This window comes from Paenibacillus sp. J22P165, from assembly GCF_059692015.1.
Map to the genome: position 1 here is coordinate 526,154 of NZ_JCAUAP010000004.1, position 20,891 is coordinate 547,044.

Here is a 20,891-nt window from a genome sequence, read left to right on the forward strand (position 1 = left end):
TTTGCTACTCGCTTTCGTCAGTCGTTTCCTATAATATTTAATACAGGAGGGTCCACTATGAAACGTAGAAAATCAGTATTACTCGCACCTATGGCACTCGCACTTGGTTTAACAGCTGTTTTACCTGCATGTTCCAGTGACACCAAAACAACGACAGCAAGTCCGGCTGCGACAGCCGCTGCCGGTTCAGCAGCTCCAGCTAGTCCGAAAGCAGCTTTGGAGCCTTACGATGTATCTCTTCTTTATCAAGCCAAACCGATGAAGGACGATGCGCTCGTTCAGGAGGAACTGAACAAATATTTGAAAGAGAAAATTAACACTACGGTTTCCTTGCAGCCGATTGCATCTGCCGATTACAAGAAGAAAACCGAGCTGATGATGAATACTGGGGAAAAAATGGACCTCGTATTCACAGCGTCATGGCTGGACTTCTCTGCCAATGTGACAAAAGGGGCTTTCTTGGAGCTCGATGGGCTGCTTGATAAATTTGCACCAGAAACGAAGAAAATGCTTCACCCGCTATACCTAGAAGCACCACGCTACAAAGGAAAGTTGTATGCGGTTCCAACGGATAAAGAAATCACGCAAGGGAAAGCCTGGACATTCCGCAAGGATATCATTGACAAGTATCAAATTCCGATCGATAAGATCAATAAGGTAGAAGACTTGGAGCCGTATTTCGAAAAAATTAAAAAAGATAATCCGGACATCATCAATAACTATGTCGCTGGCGGAACAGCCAACGGTGCGAGCTTCATGATGTATGAATCCAAATCGAATTATCGACCGATCGGACCAACTCCTGCCAAAATGCCGACGTTCTTCTTGGATTACAAGTCAACGGATATGAAGGTCAAAACTGTATTGGATCAAGATATTGTTGATTTGAACAAAGCCGATGCAGAAACGTATCGTAAATATTATGAAAAAGGGTACACCAATGCTGATGCAGCTACGGTAACGACCAATATTGGGGAGATCCGTAAGCAAGGTAAAGTTTGGGTGCAATCTACAGTGTGGAAACCAGGTTCAGATATCGAGTTGAAGATTGCTGATAACGGCGCGTATGACTGGGTTTCCCGCGTCATTGAGGAGCCAATCGTAACAACGGATTTGGCTACAGGTTCCATGTTGTCAATTTCCAGAACTTCGAAAAACCCAGAAAGAGCAATGATGGTTCTTAATTATCTTCATACAGATCCTTACGTAATCAACCTTCTAGTCAATGGTATTGAAGGCAAACACTACAAAAAAGTAGGACCAAACCGCATCGAGCCAATCAAAGATTCTGGCTATGACAGCCAAGTGTTCTGGGTACTTGGAAATCAATTCCTGAACTACATGAAGCCAGGTCAACCGGATGATTTGTATGACAGCTGGAAGAAATTCAACAATGACGCGAAACGCTTCCCATTGATCGGATTTGTGTTTGATGACACGAATGTGAAGAATGAAATTGCGCAACTGACGACAATTGTTAATGAGTATAAAGTTACGAGCACGGGTGCTGTTCCGAATCCTTCCAAATTGATCGATGAGCGTAACACGAAACTGAAAGCAGCAGGACTTGAGAAAGTGAGTAGCGAGCTTCAGAAGCAAATCGATGCATGGTGGAAAGAGAACAAAAAATAGGAAGAGCAAGAGGTGAATCACGTTGAAACCCCAGAACCTAATTTACACTTTCGTCAGCTATGCCTCCCATTATGATACCTCTTGGGGGCAGGGTACAGCTGTTGAAGGTGTGGAGCGGACAGCAAGATTAGCCCATGCACATGGCATACCCGTGACATGGATCGTCAATCGAGGCTCCATTCCTGAACTTCGCGAACAAATTCGGCACTGGCATGAGGTATATGGCGATGATATTATTTTGCAAAGCCCTTTCTTCATGGAAGATTCCGGTATGTCGAAGGAAAAGTTCAAAGCCAGGCTGGAGAGTGATTGGCAGCTCGTACAGGAAGCTTTTCCATGGGCGACAACAAAGATCGCAGCACGGGGCAAAATATACAATGAAGTCATTGAGGTACTAGAGGAACTAGACTTCCAAGGCATGTGGGGTTACTGTTGGGAGCAAGTATGGTGGGATGGCATTACCCATAAAGGAATCCCGTGGGGTTCCTGGTATGTAGACAGCCATCGATACAAGGTGCCGCATCCTGGTAAGGGAAAGGTAGTTGCCTGCGAGTGGACAGCAAGGGACTTGCATCTGTCCTATCATACCGGCAGTCCGGTCATCTACTCAACCGATCCCAATGATGTGCTTCGTGCAGGTTTGTGTACAGGCGACGAGATTACGTATTGGAAGATGTTGTTTGACGAGTATTTGGCCAATACGGCTCATAATGAACAGGTGTTTTTCCTTCAACAGCAAGAGGCGCATGAAATGGAATACAGTGAACGGTTTGCTGTATTCCCTGCCTCACACGTTGAAGCTTGCGAGGGAATGCTGGATCTTTTCTTTGCCTACGTTGCACAATGCGGTGTAACGCTGACAACGTTGCCGAAGGCGTTAGCCACGTATCATGAGCGCAATGAAATAACGGCGCCGTCGTATATGCTAACCAAGGATAAGCCGATTCGTCCAGCAGTCAACGACTACACGATGACACTAGGCGGTGTGGCCTCAGGACCTTGGCCGGATACGTTCCTCTTCTATGATCATCAGTGTCAGATGGTATTTGTCAAAGGGGAATGCAAACCGCGGCTTGTCCGCAACTATGTTGGGCAGTGGAATATGCAAGAAGATTTTGAGGAGAAAACTCCACCCTTGTTCATAACAACATACGAGAAAACGAGCGATCGGATCGAGCTTGTCTACGAAATTGGGAATTGGAAGCCAATGCCGTTCGGTCTAACGTATTGGGATGATGAGCTAGGTGACTATGAAATTGAAAGCTGCACGGGTGATGTGGAGACGAAAGTGATTCAAGATGAGTTGGTTTTCCTACGCTTCAATCTGACGGGTGATACAAGGACGATTCGCTTGGTTCTTAACAGAAAGACATAACTAGATGAAGGAAGCCTCGCTTTTGCGGGGCTTCTTTTTTTCTGAGGCTACTCACTCTTACTGAAAGAGATGGATTTTATGCAGTTATTTCTTGTGAAATGTGATGAAAATACCAAATAACTGTATTTTCTACAGGTAAAATCAGCTATTCTCGCCGAAATCAGTACAATGGGGAGAATTAACTGTATTTTTTACAGAGAATTCAATGCATTGAGACGATATGGCCAAATTAGATGGATATTTTCCAGTTAAACGACCAGGGGGGAGTGGCCGTTGGTGGCATGGCGATGGAGCAGCGGTTGGTGAAGTAGTGGTCAGTGGAGTAGCAGTCCGTGGAGCAGCAGTCGCTACAGTAGCAACCGGTAATGTAGCATCTTAAACAGTAAACAGAATTGATCACAAGATGTGGAGATTACATCATCGTGCGCATTTCGAAGATTACATATAATAAGTATGTAAGCGGTTTCTATATTTTAGAAGCATAGGAGGAATGGTTAATGTCAAGCAAAACGCGTTGGAAAGGAAGGTCTAGGAGATTTTGGAGTATCTGTCTTGGGTTAATTCTAGCACTGAACACGTTACTTATTGCCCCTAACACAACCTCTGCCGCCGTTACACCACTACCGGGTCCAGCAAATCCACTCATGTACGACGACTTCAATGGAGGAGGTCTGTACAAACAGAATTGGATGAACTGGTTTAACCAAGCTGGTGGTACAGGTACATTTTCGAAAACGACTGTGGATTCACGTCAGGTGGGGCTGTTCACGCAAACACCGACGTCGAGTTCCTCGTGGGCCAAATTTCAGCCTATGAATGAGACGGTTGATTTGACGGGTTATCGTTACTTAAATGTCACCATGAAAAATCCCGGTTACGCAAATTCTCTTATACGAATTGTGGTCGGAGACGGAACAACGAATTACAATTTAACCGCTGGCTGGGTTGCGATCCCAACAACGTGGACGACAAGTCAATTTGATTTGAACGCTTTGACGCCAGCCCTGAACAAAAAGACAGCTAGGTTTGAAATCTGGCTACGTCAGTCCGGAGGCACGTATGGGGAGACCCTCATTGATGACATCTTTGCATCGACGGATAGCAGTGGAACTGCACCTACCTTAACAGGTAGTATGACGGCCAACTCGGCAAGTGGCTATAATCAGAATACCTCTTTTACCTTTAAAGCAACGTATACGGATGTGGACAACGAGAAGCCATTCGCCATGCAGCTTGTCGTGGATGACACTCTCTATGATATGAGGGAAGAGGACAACGGGGACACCAATTATGCGAATGGCAAAAACTATTATTACATCACGAAACTTCCTGTAGGTTCGCACACGTATTATTTCCGAACGGCCGATTTAACGTCGAATCCCGTATCGACGACCGTCCAGAATGGACCCGTCGTTACGAGCACCGCACAGGTGATCGATGTCACGGTTAGCCAAGCAGGTTACAATGCCGGTGCCTTTAAGAATGCCAAGGTAACCTCGCAACTTGCGTTGACGGATTTGTCCTACGTCGTCAAAAATGGCGCTACAGTTGTGGCCACAGGAAATATGACGTACGACGGATTCTTCTGGAATAAGCACGTATATACCATCGATTTTTCGTCTATCACAGCAAGTGGCACGAACTATACCATTGTCAGCAACAGCATTTCATCGTTCCCTTTTGCGATTCAACCGAATATATGGACGAATTACAAGGATGAAATGACAGCGTTCTATCGCATCCTACGTGCGAGTGTGGCGACGTCAGATGCCTATCCTGCTGGTTATAGCTCGGTGGCACCGTCTGCCAATATTTTTCATGCGGCTGGCCATTTGGACGATGCACAGTCAGCGGATGGATTGACGCATTATGACTTAACGGGCAGCTGGTATGATGCCGGAGATTACGGGAAATACGCTGGTAATCAGTGGGTAGGCACAGAGATTGCCTTGGCTTACATTCGCCATGCAAACGCAGCGAGTTCCAAGTTCGATAATGACAGCAACGGCATCCCCGATCTTGTTGACGAAGCCGTCTTTGGCAGCGAATATTTGATTAAATTTGCCAATCAATTTGGTGGCGAACTTTATGATCTTAAGAATAACGCCAGCTTCGTTCATCCGAGTAAGTCAACGGATAACATTAGCGGCACAGCTGATGATCGGAAGATCTCTGGTTTAGGCGTAGGAGGTTCAGCCAAAGCAGCTGGAACGCTTGCAGCAACAGCTAGAGCTATCCGTACAGCGATTGTCAAGGGAGACATCGCGCCTGCCAAGGTCACAGCGCTTACAACCTTCGCTAACAATTGTGAAGCTGCTGCCGTTGTTTTTTACAACTATGTCGTCGCTAATCCGAATGGGCCGGTCGGCTCCTACTCTACGCGTGGCGGAATTCCTAATTCCAAACTTCTCGCGGATGTAGAACTCTATTTGTTAACGAATAACACAGCGTACAAAAATGCGGCAACAGCAAATATCAACACACTAACATTTGCCGATTTGGCCTCAACAAACTATTGGGATATGAGACCAATGTCTTTGGCTGAATTTTATCCAGTGGCTGACTCCGCAACGCAGTCTCACATTCAGCAGCTGCTAAAGCAGCAGGTCGACTTCTTCTTGTCCTCAGCAGACGACACTCCTTACAGCGTGCTGAACCAATTTAAGAATTTCGGCGTGAATGAGCCGCACGTTTCTTACCTTGGCGACATGATGCGGTACTACGAACTGTTCCAGGATCCTGCAGCGCTGCGTGCGGTGGAGAAGGGGATGTACTGGGTTTTTGGGGAAAATCCATGGAATATGAGCTGGGTATCTGGAATTGGTTCAGACTTCGTGACATACCCGCATACCCGATTCGACGAAGGTTCGAATTCCAAACTCGGTGCTGGCGTGGTGTTCCCTGGCGCGATGGTCAGTGGGCCTAATATGAAAGATACGAAAGATAAAACAAGTGTCAGCCCGTGGTATGAAGATCGTTCGCTGTATCAAGATGATACGAACCAATGGCGCTATAACGAGTTCAGCATAAGTATTCAAGCGGGGCTACTCTATACGGTTATGGGGTTAAGCGCGAATGCAACCGCAAGTTCCACCGGAGGTACGACACCAGCTGATCTGCCAATTACCTCACCAACTATTGGTGATTATGTTCGCGGTAACGTAACCGTGTTCAGCGGTGCTACAACTGGATTGAGTAACATTCAGTACTCGTCAACAGGTACCACAGGTACATTCTTGCCGATGTCTGTCTCTGGTGCTGTTTATGCAGCGACGGTGGATGAAAGTGCATCCGTTGCCTATGCGAATAAGCGTGTGGATATCCGAGGTACAGATGCATCAGGCAATATGAGCTACAGCTCAACACACTATACAGTTGCTGCGCCTCTGCCAGATCCTTCAACACCACTTATTTATGATGACTTTGGAGGTGGCGGTATTTGGGGTTCGGTTGGAGGTAATGGGGAATGGGTTAACTGGTATACGCAAAATGGGGGGACAGCGGCATTCGTGAAGACAACGTTGGATGGTTTAACGGTTGGTAAATTCTCGCAAACGCCGACCGCCGTTAATTCCTATGCCAAATTCCAACCTTGGCATGATTTCGTTGATTTATCTGGCTACCGTTATCTCAATTTCAAGGTCAAGAATCCAAGCCATGCCAATTTGAAAATGAAAATTGAATTAAATGATGGTACTCGCACCTATAATTTGACAGGCGGCTGGGTAGCTGTTCCTACTACGTGGACAGATTTATCCTATAATTTAGATGCCCTTACACCTGTCATAAATAAAAAGAAAACGACAATGTCCATCTGGTTGAACCAAACAGCTGTCGGTTATGGTGAGATGTTTATGGATGAGATTAAAGCAACGAACGTAGCGAGTGGTACAGCACCGACACTTAGTGCGATCAGCGTAGATCAAGCTTCTGGTGATGCAGCAACCAACTTCAAATTCAATACCACATACACGGACGCGCAAAATGAGAAACCATTTGCAATGGAGCTTGTTGTGGATGGCATCGTTCGTCAAATGGAAGCTGTGGACCCAGCAGATGTCACCTACAGCGACGGTAAGGCTTATAAATATACAACCAAATTGCCGGTAGGTAACCATTCTTATTATTTCCATACGACAGATACCACTTCAAATGCGGTTAGTAGCGCGGTTCAAACAGGGCCAACCGTTACGCAGCAATTGCTTTTCAATGATTTTAACAACGGCCTTGCTATGGGTTGGACACCTACGAGCGGCACATGGTCGGTACAGTCGTCACAATACAGCGGGCAAGCAGGCAGCGCTAGCAGCTTTTCGGTTGCAGGTGATTCCACATGGACCGACTACACACTAGAAGCGAAGGTCAACATTACAAACAACACCAACGGCAACAAGGATGCAGGCTTAGTGGTTCGCTACACGGACATTGATAACTACTACTTACTACTCTTGAAAAACAATGATCGAACTGGCAGAAAGATGGAATTAATCAAATCGGTCGCTGGCGTCAAAACGGTATTGGGCTTCACTAATCCTAGTATTGCTGCCGACACTTTTTTCACGTACAAAATTGCCTTAAATGGAAGTACAATAACCGTCTTCAAAGACGGTGTACAGCAGTTCAGTGTAGTAGATACGTCTCATGCTAGCGGGAAGATCGGAGCACGGACGTATGCGAATACGAAAGCCTATTTTGATGATGTGTTAGTAACGAGATAAACATAAGATATGTAGCTTCCAGTCATGTGACTGGAAGCTTTTTCGTAACTAAAAGAAAAACCGCCCTGCGATACTCGCAAGACGGTGGCGAAATCAAAATATTGGAAACCATCGGAATGATTTTACGTAAGAGGAGGTATCACTCACTACATCTATTAGAAGGTACAATTAAATTTATTAAGTAATTCACCGAACCTTATCTGATCTTCCGAAGTCCAATCTTGCAAATGCTTTGTTAAATAGGCTAATCGTAATTGTTTATTTAACGCCAATTCCGCTGTTCCGCTTTCTGTAATTTCTAGGGAATACGCGCGACCGTCTTGGGGATCGGGTATTCGAAACACATAGCCCTTTTGCTCAAGAGCGGCTGTTTGTCTGCTAATTGTCGACATATCGAGATGGAATTCCTCAGCTAATGCTTTGACACCAGCGGACCCATGAGAGGAGATCTGATGGAGCAATAAGTAGGCTGCACGATCCAAATTACCGACTTTTTTATTGGTAGTTGCTGCTATAAAACGGCGTATAAATACGGCTAATTCAATCTCAATGGATTCAATGGGAGTTTTGGTCATTTTGTACCTCGTATTTAGGTGTTTTCATTCATTTATGCTTGTATCGTAACACACAGCGGATGATTTGAATATGTTCCAAATAGGAGTAAACGACTTTATAAGGATTGACTTCACTCGACATAGTTGTATAATGCAAGTATATAGTGTCATCATACTTCTTCTTTTAACAGAAGGCAATAGCAGACGGGAGTGGGCACAATTTGAAAGCTAAGGAAATTATGGTTCGACAGGTGTATAAGGTAAAAGAGGAAGACACGGTTCGTGTGGTTATTGAGAAGTTTCTCAGTCATCGAATTAGCGGACTTCCTGTCGTGAACGATCGGAATGAAGTCGTCGCCTATATTAGTGATGGAGATATTATGCGATATATCGGCAAGCATGATGATTATATATTCGGGTCGTATCTGTACACCGCTGTAATCAAAGGTGATAATAATGAGTTCCAAGATAGAGTGCGTAACTTGCTGCTTTTGAATGTGATGAAAATAGCTCAAAAAAAGGTGATTGCTGTTGATGCAGAAGAGGATATTGAGCAAATCGCAGCCATATTGGGTAAGAAACGAATAAAGAAGTTACCCGTTCTTAATCGAGGTGTACTCGTAGGAATCATTAGTAGAGGAGATGTAATTCGACATTCCTTCCAGTCGATTTTATGACCATGTAATAAACGAAAGGAGCTATCTGCATGTTGGAAAGGCTCAGACATCGCTTGTTTTTATTTCCATTATTTATTGTTATTAAAATCTATGTCGCTTGGATGATTTTATTTGAAACAGGTCCATCGGCAAGGATTCTGTTGACAGAAATTCCAGCGATCTTGATTACGTATTGTGTGATTGAGTATGTTGTGAAAAAGCATAAACTAGCTTGGTATTTGGCTGTTGATCTTATTATTACTGTTTTGTTTTTTGCACTTGTTATCTATTATAAACATTTCGGTGTTATCGCAACGTATCATGTTTTAACGCAAGCCAAGCAAGTTGGTGCTGTCAAAAAGAGTATCTTCTCAGTCATCGAGCCCCAGTATCTGCTGTTCTTCTTGGACATTGTCATTGTGGGACTCTTTGCATTCATTAAGCCTAAAACAAGAGAATGGAAGCCGCTAAGCATGAAAATCGTTGCTAGTGTCGCTTGCTTCTCTTTACTACTTTGCGCACTTAGTGTGATTCCTAACCGGAGTTCCTTTAATGAAAATGTAAAAGCAAGCAAAATGGGCATCTTAAATTATGAAATGTACAATTTGCTTTCTCAGAAGAAAGAAGAAATTATCAGTCCCGATTTGATTACTCAGACGGCGATAGATAGCTTAAAGAATAAAGCAGTAGTGGAACAGCCCGTCCTGCACGGCGCGGCGAGCGGGAAGAATTTAATCATCATTCAAATGGAATCATTTCAAAACTTTCTCATCGGATTGCATATTGATGGAAAAGAAGTTACACCGAATTTGAATCGGTTGGCTGGATCCAGCTATTATTTCCCGAAATTTTATCAGCAAATTGGCCAAGGGAACACGTCAGATGCTGAGTTTATCGTAAACACGTCTTATTATGTACCTCCCGATGGCGCGGCTACACAAGTCTATGGGAAGAAGGATTTACCTAGCCTTCCCAAGCTGCTTCAGAAGCAAGGATACACGACGATGAATTTCCATACGAATGAAGTTGGATTCTGGAATCGGGATGATTTATATCAGGCCATTGGTTACGATCGGTACTATGATAAGCAATATTTCAAAGATGAGGATGCGTTCTTCTATGGCTCGTCCGATGAAGTTTTGTATAGGAAAACGGCTGAGGAATTAGCTGGCTATCAAAAACAAGGTACACCCTTTTACGCACATGTCATCTCTATGAGTTCTCACAACCCGTTCACAATACCGGAAGAGAAGTATAAGATGACATTGCCTGAGCGTTACGAGGGCACCTTTGTAGGCGATTATATTCGCGCAGAAAACTATGCGGATTATGCACTTGGCTTGTTTATCGATGATTTGAAAAAGCGGGGCATATGGGAGAATAGTGTTGTGGTTCTCTACGGTGATCACCGCGGCCTTCCCTTATTTTCTTTAAAAGCTGACGATAAAGCGTTGATGACGGAAATTCTAGGTCATGAATACGGCGAAAAAGAACTCATAAATATTCCTCTTATTATCGCGTCCGAAGGCGTGACCACGCCGCAAGTGAAAATGCAGTTAGGTGGTCAAGTCGATATTTTACCTACGGTTGCTAACCTTTTAGGTGTATCGTTGACTGACTACATTCACTTTGGTCAAGATTTGCTTAATCAGACGTCCTACAATTTATTGCCCCAACGTTACTACCTGCCGACAGGCTCGTTTGTAAACAACGAAGAGCTCTTTATGTCGGGAAAAGGGTTTGAGGATGGCAATTATTTCACACTTGCCGGCAACGCCACGGAGCATCAATCGGCGACGGAAGACGAGTTTAATCATTCGTTGAAGCTGCTGCAATTGTCCGATAGTTATGTGACGCAGCTGCCTGATCGTCTGGAGCCTGAGTAACCTGGAAGTAAATAATAGAAAGAACATAGTGTCGCTCAGCTCAAACCCAAGATAAGATGATGGCATCATCTTATCTTGGTTTTTTTGCTATTCTCGGGGCAAATAAAGTGATGAGATAACGCTAAAGTGTTCAATTCCTGAGGAACCATCAATTTATGGGGTTAATAGCGTTATGGCATAACGCTAATTGCAGCTGTGGCGTCTTTTGGAGCGGAATAGCGTTCTACTATAACGTTATATGTAGTCGCTGCATGGCTTTGTCGCCTAAGCGGTAGGTTCGAATGCGATTGGAGCCTGATGCGGGAAGCAGCAACTCAGACTGGACTAATTCGTGAAGCAATTTCCGAGCATGCTGTCCCTTAATGGCAAGCAGCTCGCATACCTCTTGAGGCATGAAAGGTCTCTGTATCTGTGTGGCGAAACGAAGAATTTCCCGCTGCTTTAATGAAAGTTTCACATCAGTAGTCACACCCCCACCACCGTAGAGTTTTCCTAACACTTGCTGGATGAGTTGCTGACAGCGTCGTGGTTTCTCCTTGATGGTGTCCAGTGGTAAACGATATATTTGCCAACCATCTAGCATCAATTGATTTTGTCTTTCGCGCTCATACGCAAAACTTCGACGGGTCGTAAGTTTGGCATGTGAACTGAAATCATGGACTTCCCAATTGATTAAGTAAGGTGGTCTGATATAAGCGAAGTCTAAATAGAAGAAACCATCCCGAAAATTGGTGACCTCATACTCTGCATGCAAAAAGTCTAAGTTGCCGACGGCAGGTAACCATAAATCATGTACAAATAACTTCTCATTGTGAGCATGTCCTTCATTTAATCGACGGAGAGCTTCACCGGTAAGACTTCTCCTCTGTTTGTCCAACCATGCTTCGTATATATCCAAGAACATTCCCCCCCATTTAAAGAACAAAAAACACCGCGCCTTCCCCGAATAGGGAGGGAGCGGTGTGCTTCACGCGCGTTGATATGTAATTGCTACTATAGATGAAAAGCAGCATTTTGTCACTAATTTTGAACAAAAGCAACGTTGTATCACTCAATGAAAATCGTATAGGCACTCATCCCCTTAAATTTGTAAGGAGTGAACCCCACATGTTTCTTAAAGAGTTGGCAGAAGTACGAGAAGTTACCTAATCCCACGGATTCCCCGATATCTTGAACGGACATATCCGTCGTGCGCAGCAGCCAGCAGGCTTGTCGGATCCGGCGGGCCGTCAAGTACTCTGTTATTGTGCTGCCAATGGATTGATGAAAAGTGGCAGATACATGGTTTGGTGTTAGGTGAACCGCCGAGGCCAGCTCCTCCAGTTTGAAAGGCTCCATATAATGAGCCTCGATCCACGCAAGCATTCGCTCGGCTGTTGAAGAGCTTTTGGGCGTAGGCATGGGAACAGAATCAGGCTGTGAGAAAGCAGCTTTATCTGAGTCCGTGCGCAGCTGATGCACGAAAGCTGTGAGGAACAGCAACTGTTCTTCCAACAGTCGCTCTGGTCCTCGATCTTTGGCTGCATCAAGCCTTGGCATATAGCTGCGAAACATGGCTTCAAGCGCCGAAAGATCATCGCTTCGGAACGCTTGCGGAACGAGCGGCTCTTTCCAAAGCTTTCGTAGAAAATCGCGAAGAGCTGGGAAGGCAGAGAGAGCTGCCTCAAGAACAACAGGCTCAAGTACGAAAAGCGATCGGATGTAGCTATCCTGAGGCAGATTATGAATTCGAATGCGATGCAGCTGAAACGGTCTGAAGCAGAAAATCGTGCCAGGCTGCAGCTCGACAATTTGTTGTTCTATTACGACAAACCCAGTGCCTTCATGGACGACGAGAAGCTCCATTCCCTGATGGGCATGAAACACTTCTTCGAATGAGTTTGTCCGATCTTTAAAAAACGATAATTGCACAGGATGCACATTTAAGTTTAAGTAATTCATCAGCTTCACGGGGGATCACCTCATCGTATTCTAACAACATTTTATCATAAGAGGCCTAAACTTTTTCGGGCTTTTTTTTGATACGATGAAGACAAGTGAATGCGCAACTAGGAGGAGACACGTAAGATGTTGAAACAGCGTTTAAATGAGCAATGGGAGCACTATCGCGGATCTTTAGGCGGGGTTTGGGAGGTATGGCGTTCAGACAAGCTGCAAAATCATTATAATGTGCCTTGGGAATCGGTTACGCTTCCACACACGTATAATGGTTATGATGTGATGGATCCCGATCATAAATATTATCAAGGACAAGGTTGGTACCGGAACAAGCTGGAGATAAATAACCCTTATCCGAAGGGCAGAACGCTGTTGCATTTTGAAGGGGCGGGGCAGCGCACGGATGTGTATGTCTACACGGAAAAGGTGGATTCCCACCTAGGCGGGTATGACGAGTTTACGGTAGATATCTCGGAAGCGGTTGTGCGAGCCCAAGGGATCGAACGTTATGCAGGGCGTGTACCTGTCGCAATCGGATGTGATAACAGCCGTGAGTTGGAAACGATTCCTTCGGATGCGAGTGATTTTAATCTATATGGCGGTGTGTATCGTTATCTGAATCTCGTCTATGTACCGCAGATTTCCTTGGCTCAAGTGCATGTGGAAGCACAACTAGAAGACGTTTCTGATCAAACGCTAAGAAGTGGGAAAGTCAGTGTACGTGCGAAATTGTACAATCCCGATCAGCTAGCTGAGACAATTAAACTCTCTATTGTGCTGAAGCAGCAGGATGGGGCGATTGTTGGGCAAACAGAACTTTCGTTGCCAACTTGGCAGGATGAGAAGGAGATTGCGGTCTTCAATGTACAGGATCCACATTTGTGGTCAGTTTCAGACCCTTATTTATTCGACTGCTCCGTTGTCCTCCAATGTGAGGATGGCGAAACGACAAGTCAAGAACGATTTGGCTTCCGGACATTTGAATTTGTGAAACAAGGTCCGTTTAAGCTCAATGGTGAGCGTCTCTTGTTACGAGGTACACACCGTCATGAAGATCATGCAGCAGTTGGGGCAGCCATGACGGAAGCGATGATTCGTGAAGAAATGCAGCTGATCAAAGCCATGGGGGCTAATTTCATTCGCCTTGGACATTATCAGCAGTCGCGTATTGTCCTAGACCTGTGTGATGAGTTAGGAATTCTCGTTTGGGAAGAAATCCCTTGGTGCCGGGGCGGTCTAGGCGGTCCAGCGTACCGCGAGCAATGTATAGATATGCTTACGGCCATGATTGCACAGCATTATAACCATCCATCCGTTATTTTATGGGGATTGGGCAATGAGAACGATTGGGAGTGCGATTTTGATCATTTCGATCAGCAAGAAATTCGCACTTTTATGAAAGCGTTGCATGATCTGTCGCATCAACTAGACCCAAGTCGCTTAACGGCGATTCGTCGATGTGAATTTTGTAAGGATATTATCGATGTGTACTCCCCTTCTATTTGGGCAGGATGGTATCGTGGCATCTACACCGACTATGAATCGAGCTGTCAGACAGCATTTGAGAATGTGGACTCGTTCTTCCATATGGAGTGGGGCGCGGACAATTTGCCCACTCGGCATGTGGAGAAACCGTTCACTGGCTTTGCTTTTATGACAAACACGGATGGCGTCACGGATGAGCGTGATGGGGATTACTTATTGACGGGTGGCGAACCTCGCGTATCACGTGATGGCGATTGGTCGGAAACGTATTTCTGTGACATGATCGATTGGTACTTGAAGTCACAGGAGAAGATGGATTGGCTGACGGGTGCAGCGCAGTGGTCATTCAAAGATTTCGCAACACCAGTTCGGCCGGATTCCCCAATTCCATATTTGAATATGAAAGGGATCGTCGAGCGCGATCTGACACCGAAGGAAGCCTTTTATGTGTTCCAATCCTATTGGTCTGACAAGCCGATGGTTCGTATCTATGGGCATACAATGCCGACTCGCTGGGGCATGGAGGGCGAACGTAAGCTTATCAAAGTGTACTCGAACGCTGCACAGGTTGAGCTTTTCCTAAATGGAGAGAGCTTGGGCGTGAAGCAGCGTGATTCGCAAGACTTCCCTTGCGCAGGTCTTCGTTGGGAAACGGAGTTAACCGCGGGTGAATATCAACTACGTACGGTAGCGATTGTGGATGGCGAGGTTGTGAGCGACGAGCTGCAATTCACGTATCAATCGGACGCATGGGGTGAGCCTACCGAGATCCAACTAACGACGGAAACCTTAGCGGATGGACGTGTGTATGCAGAAGTCCGGGCTTATGATGCGAAGGGTATCTTCTGCCCCGATTCAGCCTTATTTGTACGATTTGGGTTAGCTGGGGATGGAAAACTGCTTGATAATCTCGGCACAATCCGTGGTTCGCGACAAGTTCAACTCGCCAGTGGTCGTGCAGGCATTTACCTAGATCCTACGGGAGGCTTACCTGCTGCCATAACCGTCACGGATTTCGTGAGTGCAGGTGGCCCAGCATCCTCTTTAGCCTCCCAATCCAAAGGCAATCGCGCTGCACAGCGGAGTTACACATCTGTCATTAGTGCTGCATGCGAAGGGATGTCTACAGTAACAGCAATCATAGAAGTTGTGAAGTAAACCCACTTAGAGGAGGATTTTAAGATGAGTGAACTTAAAAACGCCGTAAACTGGCAGAACGCACAGAAGCTTGGGGATATTTTGCCTGATGTATGGAAAGAGCTTCAAGTGAAGGTTGATCGGATGATCGAACAAATCGGGGACAAATCTCCCCACGTAGCCAAAGAAGACGGTATCTATGACGATATGCGGGTCGATTGGTGGACTTCAGGCTTCTGGCCAGGAATTCTATGGATTATGCATGAGATGACAGGCAAAGAGCACTACAAAGAAGCAGCTTGGGAGTGGGATGGGAAGTTCGAGCAAAAAAGTATTCAAGATCATAATTTCCATCATGATGTCGGTTTCCAATACTTGCCGACAGCGGTGATTAAACATAAGCTGACAGGGGACACGGATGGCTTGCGTCGCGGCCTTCAAGCAGCTAATTTCTTGGCAGGTCGTTTCAATATGGCAGGTAACTTCCTTCGCGCTTGGAACCAAGATAAGCATGGTTGGGCGATTGTTGACTCCACGATGAATCTGTCCATTTTGTTCTGGGCAGCAGAAACGACAGGCGATCCGCGCTTCGAACATATTGGAAGAGCACATGCCGATACGGTTGTGGAGAAGTTCATCCGGGAAGACGGCTCCGTCAATCATATCCTGAGCTTCGATCCGAAGACAGGTGAGCTTATTGAATCGCTCGGCGGTCAAGGATTCGGGCCACAGTCGGCTTGGAGCCGAGGAGCATCGTGGGCTCTGCATGGCTTAGCCAATGTATACCGCTTTACAGGAGACGTGAAGTATTTAAAAGCTGCACAGCGCGTAGCGAACTACTTCTTGGCCTGTCTGCCAGAGGATGGCGTAGCTCATTGGGACTTCCGCGCAGACGAGTCGCTGGATAATGAGCCAAGAGATACATCTGCAGCTACCTGTGCCGCTTCCGGTTTAATTGAATTAGCAGCTTTCCTGCCGCCAACCGAAGGTGCGGTCTACCGTAATGCGGCAGAACGTACGCTATTGTCTCTTACGCAGAAGTATGCGACATGGGATAAGCCAGAGCATCAAGCTATTCTACTCGAGGGTACAGGGCATAAGCCGGCTGGTCAGAACGTAAACGTTTCGCTCATCTATGGAGATTACTATTATGTTGAGGCTTTAGCTAAATTGCAGGGCTGGAAGCAACGAATATTCTAATTGAGCAGTAAGTTAGTACAACACCACTTTTCTTTTTCAATAAGGGAAAGCGGTGTTTCTTTTTGCTTTTCGTGTATAATTAATTGAAATCAATTCCATGCGAACACGGGGGACTAGCTGTGACAATGAAAAACTTACGATTTAGCAAACGGAGTGTCATGGTGAATTGGCTCATATCCTACATGTCTGTACTGCTCGTTCCTATCTTGATCAGCGGCATTATTTATACGGCAACTTGGCATGTGATTGAATCGGAAGTTAATCGCGCCAATGAATCGCTGCTCAAACAGATAGAGCAAGCGATTGACAGTAATTTGGCTGGTATCGAACGCTTGAGTGTTGAGATGGCACTAAGCAAACGTCTGGCAGGCTTCATTACGGTATCCAAACCGTTGAAGGATGAGCAATATTATGACGTCGTTGAAATCGTTGATGATTTGCGCAAATACAAAGTGGCTAACGATTATATCGATCAAATTTATGTGTATTACAAAAATAGTGATACGGTAGTCTCCACACGCGATCATATCAACAGCCGCCAATTATATGAAAGAGTTCGGACTCGCGAAGACATGAGCTATGAGGAATGGCAAGCTACTTTTGATAAAAGATATATTCAAGAATACTCGCCAGTGACGATTCGCGAAGATGGACAAGCGGTGAAAGCCGTGATGTATGCCAAATCAATCATTCTTGACACACCCGAGCAGCCAGGTGCAATTATCCTATTTACGATTAAAGATTCCAAACTGCTTGAGAATATCATGTCACCAAATCATTCGTCTATCGCGGTACTCGACCGCCAGAATCGCTTAATTGCTTCAACGGGATTAGATAAAAATCCAGATTTTCTATCTCTCGATAAGCTAACAAGTGAGAACGGTTTCTTTTACGATAAATTGATAGACAAACAGTATGCGGTTTCGTATACAACTTCGAATAGAGCCGGCTGGAAATACATTTCGATGATGCCTGCGGATCTTTTTGATGAAAAAATGAAGTATGTCAAAAACCTGATCTCGATTAGTATCGCGCTCAGTCTCCTGATTGGCGGCATTGTCACATTTCTGATGCTCAAACGTAATTATGATCCGATAAGCAAGCTGATTCGAAGTTTATCTACGCGATCTAGCATTTCTTTCAAGGAAGGCTCCAATGAGTATGGCTATTTGCAAGCTGCACTGAATGATACCTTCACGGAGAAAGAGCAGATCGGTCAACGTCTGGAGCAGCATCGGGACACGATTCGTTCCCATTTCCTCCAAGGCTTACTAAAAGGCTCCTTAGAGCGTAATGTACCTGTTCATGAATCACTTGCGGTTCATAATATGGAGCTGGCGACTTCACATTTTGCTGTATTATTGTTTCAAGTTGATCATTATGGCAAATTGGAGTCCACCGAGTTTGCTTACGCCGAGAAGATCAAGCATGTTCAGTTTATTATCATGAATGTCGCAGAAGAAGTTGTTGGCATTCAGCATCAAGCCTTTTCAACGGAGTTAGATAATTTACAAGCATGTATCATTAATTTTAAAAAGAACCCTGAATCGGATGAGGTACAAGATATCGCGGAACAAGTGAAAGCGTTCATGTTGGAGCACTTTCATGTACATTTGACCATCGCCATTAGCCGCATTCATCAAGAATTGGCTGGCATCCCAGTTGCTTATCAGGAAGCACTTTCGGCACTTGAATATCGAATGGTGATGGGAAGCGGCGAAATCATTCGCTACAACGATTTACCTGATGCGGAAACGGAACGGGAATCAAGCTATTATTATCCCTTGCATGTGGAACAGCAGTTAATCAATTTTGTGAAAACGGGTGACTACGATCAGTCGAAAGCGATGATTGATGAAATTATCGAAATCAATGTATCCGGTGCATCCCTATCGGTTCCTCTGGCGAAATGCTTGATGTTCGACCTTATTTCCACCATGCTCAAAACCATTGATGAAATCGGCGCAAGCAATAAGCGGGAATTCATGAATCAGGTCAATCCTATTGATCGATTAACAGCGTGTACAACGATTAAAGATATGAAAGTGCAGATTAGCGATGTGCTTAAGCAAGTATGTCAATCTATTCAGCAAGAACGCAAGCAGGACCATAACCAGCTTAGTCAACAAATCATTACCTATGTGAAAGAGAATTTCAGTTCCACGGATTTAAATATTACGATGATCGGGGATGTGTTCAACTTAACCCCGTCCTATTTATCGAAGCAATTTAAAGCTCAGACAGGCGAAGCGCTGCTCGAACACATCAACAAGACACGGATTGAGGAAGCGAAAAAGCTTTTAGCCGTACAATCGACCTCCATCGTGGACATTGCTAGACGAGTGGGCTATGAGGATATCAATACGTTCAATCGTATTTTCAAGAAATATGAAGGAATTACACCTGGGAAATACAAAGACTTTGTATAGCCTAGCTGGGGAAGTTGCCACCATTTGTGTGGCTTTTTCTCTTTTTACACGTGAGTTCCAATTTTAAAGATGTGAAAATACAGATTTTGATGATGGTTTTCTGTTTTTGATGATACCCAAACAGCGCTTTACTTCGCATAATAACGTTATCGGTGCACCACACCAGACAGTGTGAGCTGCATGAGCAAGTAGGAATACGCATTCACGAGGGGGATATCTATGAAAAAGCAGATGAAGACAATTGGAACGACACTCTCCATTATCTTGGCAACAACAAGCTTATTAGCCGCATGTTCGAAAGAAGAAGCGAGCAGCACACCGAAAGCATCGTCATCATCCGCACCAGCGGTTGAAGCAGCGAAATATCCAATTGCAAGCGCAGGAACGATCAGCTCGTGGGAAGAAATTAATCCGAACATCACCTCCATTGTACCTAATTTGGGTGAATCGGCATTTGGTAAACAGTTAGAGAAAGAAACCGGCGTTAAAGTGAAATATACACACCCTGCTGACGGTCAGAAGAAGGAGCAATTCAATCTCTTGATCGCCTCCAATAATTTAACAGATGTGATCGAATATGATTGGAACAAAGAGTACCCAGGCGGTCCTGAGAAGGCAATCGCAGATAAAATGATTATTCCTTTGAACGATCTGATCGATAAGTTCGCACCGAATTTGAAGAAACTTTTACAACAAGATAAAGAACTGGATAAAATGATGAAGACGGATAGCGGCAAATACTATGTATTCCCGATGATTCGTCCGGACAATGGACTTGTATTCCGTGGTCCAATTCTTCGGAAAGACTGGCTGGATGAATTAAGTTTACCAGTACCAACGACAATCGATGAATGGTATACCGTATTGAAAGCGTTTAAGGAAAAGAAAGGTGCTACAGCTCCGTTCACTGCGCAATACAGTACAGGTAGCGAGCTCAACATCCAGGATGCGTTCATTGGTGCTTACAAAACTGCGAATCGCTACTACATCGATGATCAAGGAAAAGTAAAATACGGTCCAATTGACCCTCAGTTCAAAGAAGTACTAACCCTTTTCCGCAAATGGTATGCAGAGGGTCTAATTGATAAAGATTTTGCCTTGAATACGGATTCGAAATCGCTCGATAACAAGATGCTTAGCAATGCATCCGGTTCAACGGTCGGACTGCTTAGCGTCATCGGCCGCTGGATGGATACAGCGAAGAAGAAAGAGCCGAACTACCATCTCATCGCAGCACCTTATCCAACTTTGAAGAAAGGTGAGCGTGCTTTTATCGGACAACGTGATTTCAAATACAATCCGTTAGCGAGTAAAGCCGTTACGACAGCTGCTAAGGATCCGGAACTCGCAGTGAAGTGGTTGGATTACGCTTACAGTGAGAAAGGGGCTACGCTGTTTAACTTCGGTATCGAAGGCGAAAGCTTCAATCTCGTGAGTGGTGTACCAACTTGGTCTGACAAAATTACTAAGGATCCTAAATTGAACTTGCAGCAAATGGTATCCCAATATACAAAGCCGAACGGGCCGTTCTTGGGCGATTCCAGAAAGAATTTCAATACCTATAAAGAGCAAAACGATGCTATGCAAATATGGGCTGAGACGGATGCTGTTAAGCACGTCATGCCGACTTTCATTACTCCGACGGTAGAGGAAAGTAAGGAAATCGCCAAACTTAACACGGCTATTAGCTCCTATAAAGAAGAAATGTTCATTAAATTTGTTATGGGCAAAGAGCCGATTGAAAAATTTGACGAGTACGTGAAGCGCATTCAAGAAATGGGAAGCGATAAAGTGCTCAAAATTTACCAAGATGCTTTCGACCGTTACAATAAGCGCTAAGAATATGACAGAGAACGTGTCGGCCACCCGCTGGCACGTTTA

General features: G+C 45.0%; 13 protein-coding genes. 10 read left to right on the forward strand and 3 right to left on the reverse strand.

All coding sequences use genetic code 11. From position 1 onward, the window contains the following. The first annotated feature begins 57 nt into the window (after positions 1–57). The 4 genes from AC58QM_RS12415 (at position 58) to AC58QM_RS12430 (ending at position 7,725) form a co-directional block, all read left to right on the forward strand. Positions 58–1,632: an ABC transporter substrate-binding protein gene (locus AC58QM_RS12415; protein ID WP_497284298.1), complete on the forward strand. Its 1,575-nt coding sequence runs from the start codon at positions 58–60 to the stop codon at positions 1,630–1,632. A gap of 22 nt (positions 1,633–1,654) precedes the next feature. Next, positions 1,655–3,007 (forward strand): polysaccharide deacetylase family protein, encoded by a 1,353-nt coding sequence (locus AC58QM_RS12420; RefSeq protein ID WP_497284300.1) that lies wholly within the window; start codon positions 1,655–1,657, stop codon positions 3,005–3,007. 220 nt (positions 3,008–3,227) lie between these two features. Then, on the forward strand, positions 3,228–3,386 hold the full coding sequence (locus AC58QM_RS12425; RefSeq protein WP_497284302.1) for a hypothetical protein: 159 nt from the start codon (positions 3,228–3,230) through the stop codon (positions 3,384–3,386). Between the two features lie 118 nt (positions 3,387–3,504). After that, entirely contained in the window at positions 3,505–7,725 is a 4,221-nt protein-coding gene (locus AC58QM_RS12430) for a glycoside hydrolase family 9 protein (RefSeq protein ID WP_497284304.1), read from the forward strand. Between the two features lie 155 nt (positions 7,726–7,880). On the opposite strand, the gene AC58QM_RS12435 is transcribed toward AC58QM_RS12430, so the two are convergent. Continuing rightward, positions 7,881–8,300: a MarR family winged helix-turn-helix transcriptional regulator gene (locus tag AC58QM_RS12435; RefSeq protein WP_497284306.1), complete on the reverse strand. Its 420-nt coding sequence runs from the start codon at positions 8,298–8,300 to the stop codon at positions 7,881–7,883. Between the two features lie 200 nt (positions 8,301–8,500). Here AC58QM_RS12435 and AC58QM_RS12440 point away from each other — a divergent pair, with 200 nt between their 5' ends. Continuing rightward, the gene (locus AC58QM_RS12440; protein WP_497284308.1) at positions 8,501–8,956 is read left to right on the forward strand and encodes a CBS domain-containing protein; all 456 of its coding nucleotides are present in this window, start codon (positions 8,501–8,503) and stop codon (positions 8,954–8,956) included. A gap of 29 nt (positions 8,957–8,985) precedes the next feature. Next, on the forward strand, positions 8,986–10,821 hold the full coding sequence (locus AC58QM_RS12445) for an LTA synthase family protein (protein ID WP_497284310.1): 1,836 nt from the start codon (positions 8,986–8,988) through the stop codon (positions 10,819–10,821). 226 nt (positions 10,822–11,047) lie between these two features. On the opposite strand, the gene AC58QM_RS12450 is transcribed toward AC58QM_RS12445, so the two are convergent. Together AC58QM_RS12450 and AC58QM_RS12455 are read right to left on the reverse strand one after the other, a co-directional pair. After that, on the reverse strand, positions 11,048–11,725 hold the full coding sequence (locus AC58QM_RS12450; protein WP_497284312.1) for a DNA-binding response regulator: 678 nt from the start codon (positions 11,723–11,725) through the stop codon (positions 11,048–11,050). Positions 11,726–11,868: 143 nt separating this feature from the next. Next, positions 11,869–12,762 (reverse strand): helix-turn-helix domain-containing protein, encoded by an 894-nt coding sequence (locus tag AC58QM_RS12455; RefSeq protein ID WP_497284477.1) that lies wholly within the window; start codon positions 12,760–12,762, stop codon positions 11,869–11,871. Between the two features lie 126 nt (positions 12,763–12,888). On the opposite strand from AC58QM_RS12455, the gene AC58QM_RS12460 reads away from it, so the two are divergent. From AC58QM_RS12460 to AC58QM_RS12475, 4 genes are all read left to right on the forward strand, one after another. Continuing rightward, positions 12,889–15,402 (forward strand): glycoside hydrolase family 2 TIM barrel-domain containing protein, encoded by a 2,514-nt coding sequence (locus AC58QM_RS12460; RefSeq protein ID WP_497284314.1) that lies wholly within the window; start codon positions 12,889–12,891, stop codon positions 15,400–15,402. Between the two features lie 24 nt (positions 15,403–15,426). Next, complete coding sequence (locus tag AC58QM_RS12465; protein ID WP_497284316.1) at positions 15,427–16,581, forward strand: glycoside hydrolase family 88 protein; 1,155 nt, start codon at positions 15,427–15,429, stop codon at positions 16,579–16,581. A 125-nt stretch (positions 16,582–16,706) separates the two neighbouring features. Beyond that, on the forward strand, positions 16,707–19,010 hold the full coding sequence (locus tag AC58QM_RS12470; protein WP_497284479.1) for a helix-turn-helix domain-containing protein: 2,304 nt from the start codon (positions 16,707–16,709) through the stop codon (positions 19,008–19,010). 219 nt (positions 19,011–19,229) lie between these two features. After that, entirely contained in the window at positions 19,230–20,849 is a 1,620-nt protein-coding gene (locus AC58QM_RS12475; protein ID WP_497284318.1) for an extracellular solute-binding protein, read from the forward strand. Positions 20,850–20,891 lie beyond the last annotated feature (42 nt).

What these genes read in the sequence shown, in the direction of transcription:
- AC58QM_RS12415 (WP_497284298.1), top strand. Translation starts at nt 58, where the DNA reads ATGAAACGTAGAAAATCAGTATTACTCGCACCTATGGCACTCGCACTT.
- AC58QM_RS12425 (WP_497284302.1), top strand. Translation starts at nt 3,228, where the DNA reads ATGGCCAAATTAGATGGATATTTTCCAGTTAAACGACCAGGGGGGAGT.
- AC58QM_RS12430 (WP_497284304.1), top strand. Translation starts at nt 3,505, where the DNA reads ATGTCAAGCAAAACGCGTTGGAAAGGAAGGTCTAGGAGATTTTGGAGT.
- AC58QM_RS12435 (WP_497284306.1), bottom strand. Translation starts at nt 8,300, where the DNA reads ATGACCAAAACTCCCATTGAATCCATTGAGATTGAATTAGCCGTATTT.
- AC58QM_RS12445 (WP_497284310.1), top strand. Translation starts at nt 8,986, where the DNA reads ATGTTGGAAAGGCTCAGACATCGCTTGTTTTTATTTCCATTATTTATT.
- AC58QM_RS12450 (WP_497284312.1), bottom strand. Translation starts at nt 11,725, where the DNA reads ATGTTCTTGGATATATACGAAGCATGGTTGGACAAACAGAGGAGAAGT.
- AC58QM_RS12455 (WP_497284477.1), bottom strand. Translation starts at nt 12,762, where the DNA reads ATGAATTACTTAAACTTAAATGTGCATCCTGTGCAATTATCGTTTTTT.
- AC58QM_RS12460 (WP_497284314.1), top strand. Translation starts at nt 12,889, where the DNA reads ATGTTGAAACAGCGTTTAAATGAGCAATGGGAGCACTATCGCGGATCT.
- AC58QM_RS12465 (WP_497284316.1), top strand. Translation starts at nt 15,427, where the DNA reads ATGAGTGAACTTAAAAACGCCGTAAACTGGCAGAACGCACAGAAGCTT.
- AC58QM_RS12470 (WP_497284479.1), top strand. Translation starts at nt 16,707, where the DNA reads ATGAAAAACTTACGATTTAGCAAACGGAGTGTCATGGTGAATTGGCTC.
- AC58QM_RS12475 (WP_497284318.1), top strand. Translation starts at nt 19,230, where the DNA reads ATGAAAAAGCAGATGAAGACAATTGGAACGACACTCTCCATTATCTTG.